The 14,892-nt window shown below is 66.5% G+C and carries 14 protein-coding genes; all 14 read right to left on the reverse strand.

The genetic code is table 11. The features are described from left to right. Positions 1-1,200, reverse strand: a 1,200-nt coding sequence (locus tag U5805_RS11335; RefSeq protein ID WP_322103574.1) for an ESPR-type extended signal peptide-containing protein, incomplete at its 3' end; no start/stop codon positions are given. A 216-nt stretch (positions 1,201-1,416) separates the two neighbouring features. Further along, positions 1,417-1,869, reverse strand: a complete 453-nt coding sequence (locus U5805_RS11340; RefSeq protein ID WP_322103575.1) for a nuclear transport factor 2 family protein — start codon at positions 1,867-1,869, stop codon at positions 1,417-1,419. 599 nt (positions 1,870-2,468) lie between these two features. Then, positions 2,469-3,284 (reverse strand): orotidine-5'-phosphate decarboxylase, encoded by an 816-nt coding sequence (pyrF, locus tag U5805_RS11345; protein ID WP_322103576.1) that lies wholly within the window; start codon positions 3,282-3,284, stop codon positions 2,469-2,471. Between the two features lie 107 nt (positions 3,285-3,391). Beyond that, the gene (locus tag U5805_RS11350; RefSeq protein WP_322103773.1) at positions 3,392-4,486 is read right to left on the reverse strand and encodes an aldose 1-epimerase; all 1,095 of its coding nucleotides are present in this window, start codon (positions 4,484-4,486) and stop codon (positions 3,392-3,394) included. Positions 4,487-4,886: 400 nt separating this feature from the next. After that, positions 4,887-5,801 (reverse strand): SMP-30/gluconolactonase/LRE family protein, encoded by a 915-nt coding sequence (locus U5805_RS11355; RefSeq protein ID WP_322103577.1) that lies wholly within the window; start codon positions 5,799-5,801, stop codon positions 4,887-4,889. Next, positions 5,798-6,589: an SDR family oxidoreductase gene (locus U5805_RS11360; RefSeq protein ID WP_322103578.1), complete on the reverse strand. Its 792-nt coding sequence runs from the start codon at positions 6,587-6,589 to the stop codon at positions 5,798-5,800. Before U5805_RS11360 ends, U5805_RS11355 begins: the two co-directional genes overlap by 4 nt. Before the next feature lie 27 nt (positions 6,590-6,616). Beyond that, on the reverse strand, positions 6,617-7,651 hold the full coding sequence (gene araH, locus U5805_RS11365; RefSeq protein ID WP_322103579.1) for an L-arabinose ABC transporter permease AraH: 1,035 nt from the start codon (positions 7,649-7,651) through the stop codon (positions 6,617-6,619). A gap of 23 nt (positions 7,652-7,674) precedes the next feature. Continuing rightward, complete coding sequence (gene araG / locus U5805_RS11370) at positions 7,675-9,186, reverse strand: L-arabinose ABC transporter ATP-binding protein AraG (RefSeq protein WP_322103580.1); 1,512 nt, start codon at positions 9,184-9,186, stop codon at positions 7,675-7,677. Between the two features lie 77 nt (positions 9,187-9,263). Further along, on the reverse strand, positions 9,264-10,265 hold the full coding sequence (locus U5805_RS11375) for an arabinose ABC transporter substrate-binding protein (RefSeq protein ID WP_322103581.1): 1,002 nt from the start codon (positions 10,263-10,265) through the stop codon (positions 9,264-9,266). A 162-nt stretch (positions 10,266-10,427) separates the two neighbouring features. After that, positions 10,428-11,207 carry an SDR family oxidoreductase gene (locus U5805_RS11380; protein ID WP_322103582.1) on the reverse strand — a complete coding sequence of 260 codons (780 nt, stop codon included), beginning with the start codon at positions 11,205-11,207 and terminating at the stop codon, positions 10,428-10,430. Continuing rightward, positions 11,204-11,881, reverse strand: a complete 678-nt coding sequence (locus U5805_RS11385) for a 2-dehydro-3-deoxy-6-phosphogalactonate aldolase (protein ID WP_322103583.1) — start codon at positions 11,879-11,881, stop codon at positions 11,204-11,206. The genes U5805_RS11380 and U5805_RS11385 overlap by 4 nt, the downstream gene beginning before the upstream one ends. Before the next feature lie 37 nt (positions 11,882-11,918). Further along, the gene (locus U5805_RS11390; protein ID WP_322103584.1) at positions 11,919-12,989 is read right to left on the reverse strand and encodes a 2-dehydro-3-deoxygalactonokinase; all 1,071 of its coding nucleotides are present in this window, start codon (positions 12,987-12,989) and stop codon (positions 11,919-11,921) included. After that, complete coding sequence (locus U5805_RS11395; RefSeq protein WP_322103585.1) at positions 12,986-13,921, reverse strand: IclR family transcriptional regulator; 936 nt, start codon at positions 13,919-13,921, stop codon at positions 12,986-12,988. Before U5805_RS11395 ends, U5805_RS11390 begins: the two co-directional genes overlap by 4 nt. Before the next feature lie 485 nt (positions 13,922-14,406). Beyond that, positions 14,407-14,796, reverse strand: coding sequence for a RidA family protein (locus U5805_RS11400; RefSeq protein WP_042262655.1), 390 nt, complete (start codon positions 14,794-14,796; stop codon positions 14,407-14,409). Positions 14,797-14,892 lie beyond the last annotated feature (96 nt).

Here is a 14,892-nt window from a genome sequence, read left to right on the forward strand (position 1 = left end):
ATTGGCCACCTTGTGCAGCGCCACCGCGGTCACGGTCGAGCCGCCCAGCGTCACCGAGTTATGTGCCGACGAGTCGTACATCACGGCGTTGGCCATCTGGCCTTGCAAGGTCGTGACGTTGTTTTGCACCGTCGTCATCTGGCCTTGCAAGGTCGTGACGTTGTTTTGCACCGTCGTCATCTGCCCTTGCAGCGTCGTGACGTTGTTTTGCACCGTCGTCATCTGCCCTTGCAGCGTCGTGACCTGACCTTGCACGGTCGTCATCTGCCCGTTGAGCGTGCTGATGCTGTTCGTGTTGGCCGTAACCTGCGTATCGGCCGCGTAAAGCTGCGAACCGTTCACCGCGTCCGTGCTCGTAGCCGTCACCCGGCCTGCCGCCACGTTCGTGATCGTGCGCTCCGTGCCGGCCGCACCGACGCTGACCGTACCCGTCGGGCTCGTGCCCGCGTACGTGTACGTCGTGCCGCCGATCACGCCGCTTGCCGTGCCAACAGCTGCTGCCGTCGTCGCGCCGTTGCCCAGCGCCACCGAGTTGGCCGTCGTAGCCTGCGCGCCTGTGCCGATCGCGATCGAATTCGTATTCGACGCAACCGCGGTTTTGCCGACCGCAATCGCCGAAGAACCAGACGCGGATGCAGAAGTGCCCGCAGCCAACGCGTCCGCAGCCAGCGATTGCGCGACGTAACCCAGCGCTATGCCGTCGGTTTGCGACGCGGTCGTGTACGTCCCCAGCGCAACGGCGTAAGCACCCGAGGCGAGGGCATTGGCTCCAAACGCCGCAGACTGTTGGTTGAGCGCCCTCGCAGTCGGGCCAAGTGCGGTGGAGAACTGTCCGCTAGCCGTTGCCGATGCACCGAGCGCGACCGCCGCTTGCCCGGACGAGGTCGTGCCGTTGCCGAGCGCCATCGAGTCCGTGTTCGTTGCTTTCGAAACAGCGTAAAAGCTGCCGGTGGTACCCAGGGAAATCGCACCGATTCCCGTGGCAGACGACGAACTACCAATCGCGATTGCTCCGTTGGCGCCGGTTGCGGTGCCGCCGTCCACGCTACCCGCGTGGGCCTGATGGGCAACAAACGAACTACCCAGCATCAGCGCGGCGGCCACGACTTGCGAGCCCTTGCTGCGCCCCTTTGCCGTTTCCTGGGCCGCCACCCATGTTTGCGTGGCAGCGTTCCAGACAGAACGATACGTCTTATTCAATTTGCAATCCTTAATAAAATATAAATCATCTGGACGCTGCCCCTGATCGCGTGGCGACGCTCAGACCTTCTGGCGACACTGTCGTGTCAAGCGAATCACAGTGCTCTGGCGAACACCGCGCTTTGTGGAATTAGTGCTTCACGCTGAACCGGTCAGGCCGTTCCGCTTGCCCGTTTCGTACCGCGGCGCACCGTCCTGTTCGCACCGCGCCTTACCTCAATGCGCGAGCTTGAAATCCTGCTCGTTGCTGCGGACCATTTTTGAATACACGGCGCGCCACGTATTGCCGCGCCGCACGAACACATCGGTGAATAGAAAGCGAACCGGCGTGGCCGCCGACGAAAGCTTGAACACGTTGGTTCCCGTTACGACGCCGACATCGCCGACCATTCGCACTTCGCAGTCTTGCAGTGCTTGCGTCGAACCCGCGGGAGGCGGCGGAGCAACGAGCATTTCGCGCTTCGAGCGGTGCGAACCGGTCGTTCCCGTCTCGACGAACGAGTCGTCGAGAATGCGATCCACAGTGGTGCGATCACCCGAGGAAACGGCTTGCGCCCAGGTGTTTTCCAGCGAGAGGATCGCCGCTTCGTCGGAGGCAGGCGGCACGGCTTGCGCACTCGCCATCGAGGCCATTGAAATGAGCAGGGACGCCAACAAGATGCGCTTCACGGATTCACCTCGGATATGAAATTCAATGTTTGAGCGATACGACGAACGCGCTCATTGCAAACCGCTGCCGCGTCGCGCTTCATCTAAAAACATAGGAGTCCATAGTAATTGTCCAGACATGCCGTTCACATCGGAATCCTTCGATAGTGGGCGTCGTTCGGCTCACGGGTGCGCCGCGAGCGATATCGGCTCCGGTTAAATCGAACGAGTGCTGTCTGACCGATGGCTAATTACGTTCGCCGTGTCGATTCCCTTGTCGAATCGCTTGGGACCAGGCGAAACGAGGCACGCGCCCGTCTCTGCAGAGACGGTTCGCCAGCCGGCAGGCGAGAACAAGCCATGCGGGCCTGAATCGCTGGGCACATCGGGAAGACGAAACGCAAACTGACACTCGATCAACATCCGTCGGGATCAGGGGGCTCGTTACCCGTAATACCCGACGCATGTTACGAATGGGGAGAAAAAAGACGTATCAGACAACTCTTAATTTGGCCATCTGAATTCGGATTTGTCTGGATGACAAACTAGAATGTTAGGTTTTTTTTAAAGACCGGCAAGCCACCCTCAAAAGATGGCTTATCCGTCAAATCGATCAGCGTTTAGCGATGAGCGTTGATCGTGTCGCGCGTCTTTTCAGCAGCCATTGCAGCCGCCTGCGCGTAGTCGTCGCCCTTGCTTGCGTAGATGATCGCGCGCGACGAATTGATGAGCATGCCGGTGCCGTTCGCCGTGCGGCCGGCCTTCACCGTGGCTTCCACGTCGCCGCCTTGCGCGCCGATGCCGGGAATCAGCAGCGGCATGTCGCCGACGATTTCGCGCACGGTTTCGATTTCCTTCGGGAACGTCGCGCCAACCACGAGACCGAGTTCGCCGCTCGCGTTCCACTTCTGCGCCGCAAGCGAAGCGACCACCTGATAAAGCGGCTTGCCGTCGGTGGTGAGAAATTGCAGGTCGGAGCCGCCGGGGTTCGAGGTGCGGCACAGCACGATCACGCCTTTGCCGGCATGCGCGAGCCACGGCTCGATCGAATCGAAGCCCATGTACGGATTGACGGTCACCGCATCGGCTTGAAAGCGCTCGAATGCTTCGCGCGCGTATTGCTCGGCGGTGCTGCCGATGTCGCCGCGCTTGGCGTCGAGAATGACGGGCAGCCCCGGATGTTTTTCGTGGATGTGCGCAATGAGCGCTTCGAGCTGGTCTTCGGCGCGATGCGCGGCGAAGTAGGCGATCTGCGGCTTGAAGGAGCACGCGTAAGGCGCGGTCGCATCGACGATGTCGCGGCAGAATTCGAAAATGGCGTCGCCGCGATTGGCCAACGCGGCCGGAAATTTCGTCGGTTCGGGATCGAGCCCGACGCAGAGCAGCGAGCCGGTGCGCTGCCAGGCGGCGGAGAGCGTCTGGGAGAAAGAGGTCATGATGTGCCGGGCGGGCAAGCCGTGGAAAGGGAAACGGCCCGTATTTTACCCGCCTGGCGGTCGGTCGCCGGACCGCCGCGCCACGGCGCGCGGCGCCGGCTCCGGGCTCAGCGCGCGTCCTGGCGCGCGCGTATGCCCTTGGCGCCGCGCGCCGCGCGGGTGCGTGCGCCACCGCGATGCGCGCTCGCGGCCTCGCGCGCGTCCATGCGCTCGACGGTGAACGCGAAGCGCCGCACGAGCCGCTCGCCGTGCGCGAGCACGGTCATGCCGTGTGCGTCGCCGCCGCCGCGCAAATTGACCGCGTTGATCGGATGATCGACGGGCTCGAAGCAGAAAAAGTCCTTGCCGGGCGGCGTGTAGAGCACGTAGTAGCCCGCATCCGCGCAAATGGAAAGCGAAAGCCGCCGGCGCTCCCACACCACCGCCGCGCGCCCGCTCCAGCCGCTGAACGCGTGATTCACCAGTCGATCCGGCAGCGGATACGCCACGCCGAACTGCCACGCGGGCGGCGCGGGCACGTGGCGCAGCGGCAGCCAGTCGGCGCCGGAAAGCCACAGGCCGCTCGCGGGCGCCGAAAGCTCGGTGCTCGCGTCGCGTGCGAGAAACGGATGCACGCCCAGCCCGAACGGCAGCGCGTCGCGGCCCGTGTTTTCCACTTCGAGCGCAATCGCGAGCGTCGCGCCGTCGAGCGCATAGGTGAGCGCCGCACGGTACGAATACGGCTCGCCGTCGCTGCGATCGAGCACGAGCCGCACGCTCTCGCGATCGGCGCGCTCGACGCTCCAGGGCGCGAGCCAGCCGTCGCCGTGAATCGGCAGCGGCTCGCCCGCGCGATTGCGCGGAACCTCGATATCGCGCCCGCCGAAGTGAAAGCGCCCCTCGCCGATTCGGTTCGAATACGGCAGCAGCGGGTAGCAGGCGAGTTCGTTCGGGTCCATGCGCGCGCTCACGCGCTCGCAGCGCCGAAACACCGGCTCGAACGCGCCTTCGCTGCGCCAGTCGAAGCGCGTGATGCCGCCGCCCAGTTGAGGCGCGACATCCAGACGCAAATAGGCGTTCGCCAGCGTCACGCAGTCCACGTCGCTCGACGCCACCGCGCCGATCGCGACCGCCGACGTGCTCGGCCCCGGCATGACCGGATGCGTGGCGGCTTCGAGCCGCGCGCGGCGCGCCGCGGCGGCGGGCGAAACGGTGGACGGCATGGTGGAAGAAGCGGCCGGCGCCGAAGCGGACGGCGAAGGCGCGGCGGGCTGCGCGTTCAGCGCTTGAGCGGTGGAACGATTGGATCGACGCACAGCGGAATTCGCGACGCTCATGAGAGGCTCCTCGAGAGGCATGTTCTGATGGCCGTCCTGGCGGCTCCAGCACGGCTTCCCGGCGGCTTTCGGGTTCGCGTGCGGGTTGCCCGCGCGCGCCTGGCCGCTTCTTGTGTTTGCCCTTCTACTCGATGACGCTTTGACGTGGCAACGGCCGGCGCCCGATACCGATGCATCTGTTGCCGAACTGCAACGGCTCAAGCGCGCCGACACACATGGCCGCGTCGAACAAGGCGGCGCGGGCCGCCTGCGCCCCCGCCGTATCGGCGAGGCCTGCTAACGCGGATCAGCCGCGCCGGCGCCCCTGAAACAGCGGCTCGGCCAGGCCCGTGTGGCCGGCTTTGGCAGCGAACACGCCGCCCGCCTGCGGCTCGCGAGCGAGCGTTTCGGTATCCATGCCCTCGCGCGCGCTCGTCACGTAAAGCGTGTCCAGCAACGCACCGCCGAGCGTAACGCAGCTTGGCTGCGCCGTGGGAATCTTTACCCGGGCAGTTTCCCTACCTTCGGCGCTGTAGCGCACCACGCGCGCGCCGCCCCATTGCGCGTTCCAGAGGCCGCCCTCGGCGTCGACGGTCGAACCGTCCGGCGCGCCGCTCTCGTCCGCGAGCGTCGCGAACGTGCGCTGGTTTGCAATCGTGCCGTCAGCGCCGTAGTCGCACGCGCGAATCTCGCCCGCGAGCGTGTCGCAAAAGTACATCGTCGCGCCGTCGGGGCTGAACGCAATGCTGTTGGAGATCGCGGGCTCGGGCAGCGGCAGCTTTTCCAGCGTGAGATCGTGATTGAGCCGATAAAAACCGCCGATCGCCCGCATCGGCTCGCCTTCGTATTTCGTGCCGAACACGAAGCGGCCCTGGCGGTCGCAGCGCCCGTCGTTCAGGCGCGTGGGCCGGCCGGGCTCGACTTCGACGATCGTTTCGAGCGCGCCCGTTCGCAGATCGAAGAACGCGAGCCGCGAAGCGAGACCGAGCAGCAGCGTGCCTTCGTCCTCGCAAAAAGCGAAGCACGCGAGGCGCTCGGGCATCGTCCACGCATGCGTTTTCTCGCCGGACGCATTCGCGTCGTGGCGATAGAGGCGCTTGCCTTCGATGTCGGTCCAGTAAAGCCTCCCGCTGCGCGCGCACCAGGTGGCGCCTTCGCCCAGCTCGCATTGCACCGGGACGAACAGCCCGGCCACGTTTTCGCCGCCCGTTTGCGCGCTCATGCCCAACCTCCGTCAACGATGATTTCCTGAGACGTGATCATGCGGCTGTCGTCGGCGGCGAGAAATAGCGCCATGCGCGCGAGATCCTCGGGCAGCAGTTCGGCGTCGATGCACTGGCCGCGCTTGATGTCCTCGCGGCCCGCGTCGGTGAGCCACAAGCGGCGCTGCTTCTCCGTCATCACCCAGCCCGGCAGCAGCGAATTCACGCGGATGCCGAAGCGCCCGAGGTCTTTCGCGAGACCGCGCGTGAGCCCCTGGACCGCCGCCTTGCTCATCGTGTAGACCGGCATTTCCCACTGCTTGAGCAGCCAGCTTATCGAGCCCAGATTGATGATCGAGCCCGCCCGCGCCGCCTTCATGTCCTCCGCCACCGCCTGAATGGCGAACAACTGATGACGCAGATTCACGGCCACGCCCGCGTCGTAGGACTCGGGCGTGACTTCCGCGAGCGTGTGGCGCTTGTCGTTGGCCGCGTTGTTGACGAGCACTTCGATCGGGCCGAGCGCCGCTTTCACGTCGGCGATACCGGCGCGCAACGCGGCGATGTCGGTGAGATCGACGTTGGCGAACAGCGGCTTGTGGCGCGAATCGCCGAGCTGGTCGGCCAGCGCCTGGCCGGCGCTCGCGTCGACGTCGAAGAACGCCGTGCGCGCGCCCTGCGCCGCGAAGTGCTCGACGAACGACGCGCCGATGCCGGTCGCGCCGCCCGTGACGAGCACCACGCGATCGACGAGGCTGGGAAAGCGCGCGTATTGCGGCTGCGTGTGTGCGTTGGCGGGTGACGACATGTCAAGCTTCTCCTTGGCCTTGATCGCTCAATCGCGCGAGCCGCGATTCTTCAACTGATCGAGCAGCACCGCGGCGAGCAGGATCGCGCCGCGCACGAGGTACTGGTAGAACGCGTCGATGTTGAGCAGGTTCATCACGTTTTCGACCGTGCCCATGATGAGCACGCCGATCACCACGCCCGAGATCGTCGCGCGGCCGCCCAGCAGCGAGACGCCGCCCAGCACGCACGCCGAAATCACGTTCAGCTCGAAGCCTTCGGCCGCGTTCGGCTGGCCCGAGGTGATGCGCGCGGCGAGAATCACGCCCGCGAGCGCCGTGACCGCGCCCTGGATCAGGAAGATCCAGACGCGCGTGCGCTCGACCTTGATGCCGGCGAGCCGCGACGCTTCCGGGTTGCCGCCGATCGCGAGCGTGTTGCGCCCGTACACGGTCTGATTGAGCATCACGCCGAACACGATGAAGCAGATGAGCGTGACCCAGATCGGCATTTGCACGCCGAAGAACGCCATCGTGCCCATGGCGATGAACGTGTCCGACGACACGCCCACGGCCTGGCCGTGCGAGACGATGAAGCCCAGGCCGCGCACGATTTCCATCGTCGCGAGCGTGGTGATCAGCGCGTTGATGCGCAGGTACGCGATCACGGCGCCGTTCACGAAGCCGATCGCGGCGCCGGCCGCCACCGCCGCCACGATCGCGACGAACGTGTTGTTGGTGGCGTTGAGCACCATCGCGCAGAGCACGCCCGCGAACGCGACGGTCGAGCCCACCGAAAGGTCGAAGTCGCGCGAGGCGAGGCAGAACATCATGGTGCAGGCGACCATGCCGATCTGCGAGATCGACAGCGCAAGGCCCAGCATGTTCTCGATCGAGAAGAAGTGATCGACGGTCAGCGACATCGTGATGAACATCACCGCGAAGATCACGATGAGGCTGTACTCGGTGATCTGCTGCCACCACTTCTGCTTGTCGGTCTTTTGCGGAATGAGCGCGTCGGCCGCGCTGTGCGCCACGCTTTTCGCGGCGTCGGCGGCCTCGGCCGCCAGATTCTCTCGTTGCATTTCCTTTACTCCTCCCCGTCCACTCAAGCCGCGCGCTTCTGCGCGCCCTGCGGCAGCGCGAGATCCAGCACGGCGTGTTCGCTCGCCGCGCCACGCGGCAACTCGCCCGAAATGCGGCCTTCGCGCATCACCACGATGCGATCCGACACGCCCAGCACTTCCGGCAACTCCGACGACACCATCACGATCGCGCAACCGCGCTGCGCAAGCTGATAGATCACGTTGTAAATCTCGTGCTTCGCGCCCACGTCGATGCCGCGCGTCGGCTCGTCGAGAATCACCACCTTCAGGTCCGGCTCCGCGAGCCAGCGCGACAAGATCGCTTTCTGCTGATTGCCGCCCGAGAGAAAGCGGATCTTCTGGCGGCGGCTCGGCGTCTTGATCTTCAGCAGCTTGATGAAGCGGTCCGCCGTTTCTGCTTCCTTCTTGCGGTCGAGGAACATGCCCGCGCGCAGGAAGTGGCGCCGGCAACTGATGTTGATGTTCTCCGAAACCGTGGCCATCGCGACGATGCCCTGCTCCTTGCGGTCTTCCGGGCACAGCACGATGCCGTGGCGGATCGCGTCGCTCGCGCTTTTCACGCGGATGGTCTTGCCGTCCAGCTCGATCTCGCCCGCACGCCGCTTGTGCGTGCCGTAGATCAACTGCATCAGTTCGCTGCGGCCCGCGCCCACGAGGCCGAAAAACCCGACGATCTCGCCCGCCTTCACCTCGAAGCTCGCGGCCTGCGCGAGCGGCGCGCCTTCCACGCCGCGCACCGCGAAGCGCACCGGGCCGTGCTCGCGCGGCGAATAGTTGTAGATGTCGCTGATCTCGCGGCCCACCATTTCGGCCACGAGCGTTTCGCGCTTCACCTCTTCGAGCTTCTCGTGCGAGGCGATCTTGCGGCCGTCGCGAAAGATCGTGCAGGCATTGCACAGCTCGTAGATCTCGTCCATGCGGTGCGAGATGTAGATGAGCGCGCGGTTGTCGGCGCGCAGCTCGCGCACGAGCTTGAACAGCACTTCGGTCTCGCGGTGCGAGAGCGAGCTGGTCGGCTCGTCGAGCGCGATCACGCGCGCGTTGCGCAAGAGCGCCTTGCAGATTTCCACCATCTGGCGTTGCGCGATGGAGAGCTTGCGCAGCTTCGCCGCGGGGTCGAGATCGACGCCCATCGCGGCGAGCCGCTCGCGCACGAACTTGCGCGCCTCGCCGCGCTTGACCCAGCCGAGCGCGTTGGGCAGCGCGCCGAGCAACAGGTTTTCCGCGACCGTCAGGTCGGGCACGTATTGCAGTTCCTGATGGATCACGGCAATGCCCGCGCCGATCGACGCGGCGGCGTCGGCGAACTTCACCTCGTTGCCGTCCACGAGAATGCGGCCCGAATCGGGCTGATATTCGCCGCCCAAAATCTTCAGCAGCGTCGACTTGCCCGCGCCGTTCTCGCCCATGAGGCCATGCACCTCGCCCGCGCGCACGTCGAACGACACGCCGTCGAGCGCGCGCACGCCGGGGAACACCTTGCCGATATTGTCAAAACGCAGTGTCGCTGACACTTCGGTTTCCTCTCATTCGATGCGTTGCGGGGCACGCGCCCCGCAACGGGAAACACCTCAAATCACTTCTGCCGGACTTACTTCGAGGCGAGGCCCATTTGCTGACGCACGCTTTCCACGTTGTCGCGCGTCGCGAGCATGCCCGTCGTGAGCGTGAGCTTCGGCGGTTCCTTGCCTTGCGTGATCCACGCGTACATCAGGTCCGAGGTTTCCTCGCCGTGGCGCTTCGGGCTGATGATGACCGTGCCGTAGAAGCCCGTCGGCTGCGGCTTCTTGAACTCGTTCAACGCCGAATCCGAGCCGCCGATGCCGATGCCGATCATGTTGTCGGCCTTGAAGCCGCGGCCTTCCGCTGCGCGCACGGCGCCCAGCACGGCTTCGTCGTTCAGGCCGTAGGCCACCCAGTGCTTGAACTGCGGGTTCTTCGTGAGCGCGATGTTGGCGGCGTTGAAGGCGTTTTCCGTGTCGGTCTTGGCTTGCGGCGCCATGATGACGTTGGCCTTCGGGAAGCCCGCGGCCACGAGCGCGTCGGTCGCGCCGCTGGTGCGGTCGTGCGCCGTCGGCAGTTGCTCGTAGGTCACGTCGATCGCGCCCACGTCCTTCATGTCCCAGCCGCGCTTCTTGATCTCGGCGGCAATGCCTTCGCCCACCTGCTTGCCGATGTTGTAGGCCGAAATGCCCATGTGCGGCACCGATTCGATCGGCTTGCCCGAGCCGTCCACGAGACGGTCGTCCACGGTCATCATCTTGAGGTTGTCGGCCTTGGCCTTGGCCACGATGCCCGGCCCGAGCTTCACGTCAGGCGTGCAGATGATGAAACCCTGCGCCTTTTGCGCCGCGAGGTTGTCGATGGCGCTCATCACCTTTTCGCCCGAGGGCGCGCCGATCTTCACGAGCGTGAAGCCCTTTTCCTTCGCGGCCGTTTCGGCGAACTTCCATTCGTCCTGGAACCACGGCTCCTCGGGCTGCTTCACGAGAAAGCCGATCTTCACCGGGTCGGCGGCCTGCGCGATGGGCGCTTGCGCGAACATGGCGGTGGCGGCAGCGGCCACCAGCGTCAGAAAAATACGTCGTTGCATGCTGTCAGTCTCCTGTCTTCTTCAGTCACGGGAAGGGTGTCGGCCGCCTCTTCTTTTGCCCGTCGAAAGCGCGCGGCCAGCGTTTCGTCGGATTACTGCGTTTTCTGTCGTCCTTCGCTTCTTTCGTGCTGCGAAATACTTTTTTGCGGCTTCGAGCGCCGGTCAATCGTGATACAGCGCCGTGCGGCCTCCGTCGATCGTGATGCAGCTCGCGTTGATGAACGGTGCTTCGTCCGAGGCGAGAAACACGGCCGTCATCGCCACTTCCTCCGGGCGGCCGATGCGCTTCATCGGCTGCAAGGCGAGCGTCGCCTCGCGCGCCGCCCGCGGGTCGGGCTGCTCGTTCCACCAGTCGTGCGTGAGCTGCGTTTCGATGTAGCCGGGCGCGATGGCGTTCACGCGCACGTTGCGCGGCGCGTACTCGATGCCGAGCGCGCGCGTGAGCCCGATCACGCCGTGCTTCGCCACCGGATACGGAAAGCAGCCGGGAATGATCTGGAACGCATGCGTCGAGGCGATGTTGACGATGCTGCCCGCGCGCCGCTCGACCATGCCCGGCAGCACCGCGCGGCAGCCGTTCCACACGCCGTCCAGATCCACGGCGAAGCAGCGGCGCCAGTCGTCGTCGGTCATCGTGAGCGGGTCGGCGAACACGTTGATGCCGGCGTTGTTCACGAGCACGTCCACCGCGCCGAATGCGCTTTCGGCCTGCGCCACCGCCGCGCGCACCGAAGCGGCCTGCGTGACGTCGGTCGGCACCGCCAGCACGCGCGCGCCGGCGCGTTCGGCGGCAATCCCGCGCGCGGTCGCCTCGGCGCTCGCGCCGTCGAGTTCCGCGAGCACGACCGCGGCGCCCTCGGCCGCGAACGCGCGCGCGATCGCGGCGCCGATGCCGCGTCCGGCGCCCGTCACGAGCGCGACCTTGCCTGCGAGGCGGCTCACTTTTGCGCCTCCCGCGTGCGCTTCCAGCCTTCGATGAACGCGACGGCGTTCGCGCGCGTCGTCGCCACGTCCTGGCCCGGCTTGTAGAGCGCCGACCCGAGGCCGAAGCCGCTCGCGCCCGCCGCGAGCTGCGGGCCCATGTTGTCGGGCGTCACGCCGCCCACCGGCAAAAGCGGCACGACCGGCGGCACCACGGCGCGCCACGCCTTCGTCACGGCCGGGCCGAGCTGTTCGGCGGGAAACATCTTGAGCGCGTCCGCGCCGTGCTTGAGCGCGCTGAACGCTTCGGTCGGCGTGGCCACGCCCGGCACGCACGCAAGCCCTTGCCGCTTCGCGGCCACGATCACGTCGACGTCGGCATGCGGCATCACGATGAGTTCGCCGCCCGCGTTGCGCACGTCGCTCACGCGCCCGGTCGAAAGCACGGTGCCCGCGCCCACCAGCGCGTCGGCGGGCAGCGCCTTGCGGATCGCGGCGATGCTGTCGAACGGTTGGGGCGAGTTGAGCGGCACCTCGATCAGACGAAAACCCGCTTCGTAGAGCGCGCGGCCGTGTTCGGCGGCTTCGGCCGGCTGAATGCCGCGCACGATCGCGACCATGCGGCACGCCGCGAAAGCCGCGACGAAGCCCGCGTGCGGCGTGTACGGGGCGGGCAGATTCGGTTCGTGTTGCATGTCGGCTTCCTGTCGTTCCGGTCGGTTCATGTCGATTTCAGCGCGGCGCGACGAGCCCCGCCTGCACGGCGATGCGCCACAAGCCCTGCTCGGTCGCGTGCCGCACGAGCTGCGCGCCTTCGCAGCCGAACTGCGCGAGCGCAAGGCGATACCGCTCGCACAACGCCTCCGCGCCGATCAGTTGCGGGGCGCACGCGGCGAGCGACACGTCGCGCCGCGCGAGCGCCGCGTCGAGACCCGCGAGTTCGTGGCCGATCACGAGGCCCGAGAGATAGTCGGGCTGTTCGTCGGCGGCAAGCTGGCCCGTGAGGCCGAGCGTGCGCGCACTGAACGCGGTGGCGAGCAACCCCACGCAGCCCTGCTCGCGCGCGACGCTCACGCCGCGCAGGAACGCCGCCGTATCGGGCTCGGCGGGATGCTTCATCGTGCGGCCGAGAATCGTGTGCGCGCAGAGCGCCGCGTAGATTTCGCCGGTCATGAAGGTGTAGAAGCGCGCAATGCGCTCGCCTTCCACCACCACCCATTTCGCGTGCGTGCCGGGCAAACCGATCAGCGCGGGCGCGGCGTCCTGGCCGTGGTTGACGCCGCCGCTTGCACTGCTTGAGGCGCTTGCATCGCGTGGGCAGCTTGCCTCGCTCCACGCCTGCAACGCGCCGAAAATCTGCGTTTCCTCGCCGCGCATCACGTTGGGCAACGCGCCCGGTTCGAGCACGCCGGGCACCACGGCCACCTCCGCGCCCGAGGCGGCGCGCACGCGCACGATGCCGTCCACCAGCGCCTGCGCGCCCGCCGGCGTTTCCACGTAAGGCGCCTGCACCCAGCCCTGCGCGCTGCCCACCATGCCCGCGGCCAGCACGGGCAAACCGGGCGCTTGCGCGAGCCATACGCCCACGGCTTCGTCGAACGCGGCATCGAAGCCGCCTTCTTCCGCCGGCACCGGCAGGTTCATGATCCCCGCCGTCGAGGCGCGCGTGGCCAACACCTTGCCCGCCGCATCGAACAGATACGCGCGCAGCGAGGTCGTGCCCCAGTCGAGCGCGATCAGCGCGGCGTCGCGCGCGGCCGTCGCGTCCTGCGCGCCGTTGGCGTTCTTCTCGTGCGCCCTCATCGGCGAATCCTGCGCGTGGCGGGCTGCGGCGCCCGCCAGCCGAGTTCCTGCGAGATCGCACGCGCTTCGCGCTGCACGACGGGAATCAGTTCATCCATGCGTTCGAGCGGCATGTAGGGAATCGTGCTGGCGACGGAAAGCGCCGCGACGATCGCGCCGGACGCGTCGCGCACGGGCGCCGCCACGCAGCGGATCGAAATTTCGTTCTCCTCGAGATCGAACGTATAACCGCCGGCCGCGTAGGTGGCCATGCGCTTGATGAACGTGTCGGGTTCGAGGCTGTGATCGGGGCGAAAGCTCACGCCCGCCAGCGTGCGGCGCGAGGCGTCGAACAGCTCGCGCCACGTTTGCGGCGCGAGGTCGAGCATCATCGCCTTGCCGATGCCCGTGGACGCGAGCGGCATGCGGTGCCCCACGCGCGAGCGCATTTCGAGGCCGCGCTGGCCGGGAATCTTGTCGATGTAGAGCACGTCGTCGCCGTCGCGCACGCCGAGATGGATCGTGTCGAGCGATTGATCGGCGAGCACTTGCAGATGCGGGCGCGCCACGGCGGTGAGCGGCATCTGTTCGAGCGCGATGGTGCCCAGCTCGATGAGCTTCGGGCCGAGCAGATAGCCGCCCTGCACCTGCCGCAGATAGCGCGCTTGCACGAGGCTGGACACGAGGCGGTGCGTGGTGCTGCGCGTCGTGCCGAGCACCGCGCCGAACGAGCGCAGATCGCGCACGCCCGCCGCCGCCGCTTCGAGAATCGCGAGGCCGCGCAACAGCGTTTGCGTGCCGGCTTGCTGGGCGGAGCCGTCGAGCAGCGTGCTCGCGAGGCCGATTTCGTCGGCGCCGGGAGCACCCGCGCCCGCGCCGCGCGAGGTGGCGCGCGCGGGCGCCGCCGACGCTTCGTCGTGCCCGGCAACCGTGGGTGACATCGCTTTGTTCATGGCGATTTCGGGAAGAGACAAGGGAGCGGCGCGGCGTCAGGCGACGGCGCGCGAAGCCGGGCCGAAAACGGTGCAAGGCGCTGGCGCGCTCGGGTGCGCAAGGCGGAATGCGGCGCGCTTCGCGGGCTGCAACATGGCGGTGTCTCCGGTTGTCGCCGACATGCCTCGCGCCGTGCGCGGGTGCCGGGATGTGTCTCGATGTCTTGTGCCGATCGTCGGTCGATCGTCAGCCGGCTTTCTGGCCGATTTTTTAGCCGATCTGCGCGCTGCGCCTGGGCTGCGCGCCGGATCGGATGGATCGGATGGATCGGATTTTAGGCAGGTTTTTTCGAGTTCTCCAATATGTGATTGAGTGGCCCATATATTGGGATATTTCGGCGATTCGTGCGCCGAAGGCGTGCAAAGCCGCGCCGCGCAAGAAAAAACGGCTGCCGGATCGCTCCGGCAGCCGTTCTTCCTGAAGCGCGGCCCAGCAGGGCAACGCGTTACTTCCCCGCCGGCGCCTTGTACGCCACGCAGTCGATCTCGACCTTGCAGTCCACCACCATGCTCGATTGCACGCACGCGCGCGCCGGCGGATGCTCGCCGAAATATTCGCGGAACACCTTGTTGAACGAGGTGAAATCGCGCGCGTCGTCGAGCCACACGCCGCAGCGCACGACGTGCTCCGCGCCATAGCCCGCTTCCTTGAGAATGGCGAACAGGTTCTGGATCGCCTTGTGCGACTGCTCGACGATGCCGCCGTTGATGACCTCGCCGCCTTCCATCGGCGTCTGGCCCGAGACGTACAGCCAGCCGTCGGCTTCCACCGCGCGCGCGAACGGCAAATGCTGGCCGCCCTGGCCCTTGCCGCCTTCCGCTCCAATTCGTTTCATCGTTTGCTCCTTTGAGAATCGTGCGGCGCGCGCGGCTTCGCGAGCGTTGCGCGCCGAGGGTCGAAATTCGTTGATGCCGATACGGTTCGCCGCGAA

The sequence above is a fragment of the Paraburkholderia sp. J41 genome, assembly GCF_905220235.1.
Lineage (GTDB): Bacteria > Pseudomonadota > Gammaproteobacteria > Burkholderiales > Burkholderiaceae > Paraburkholderia.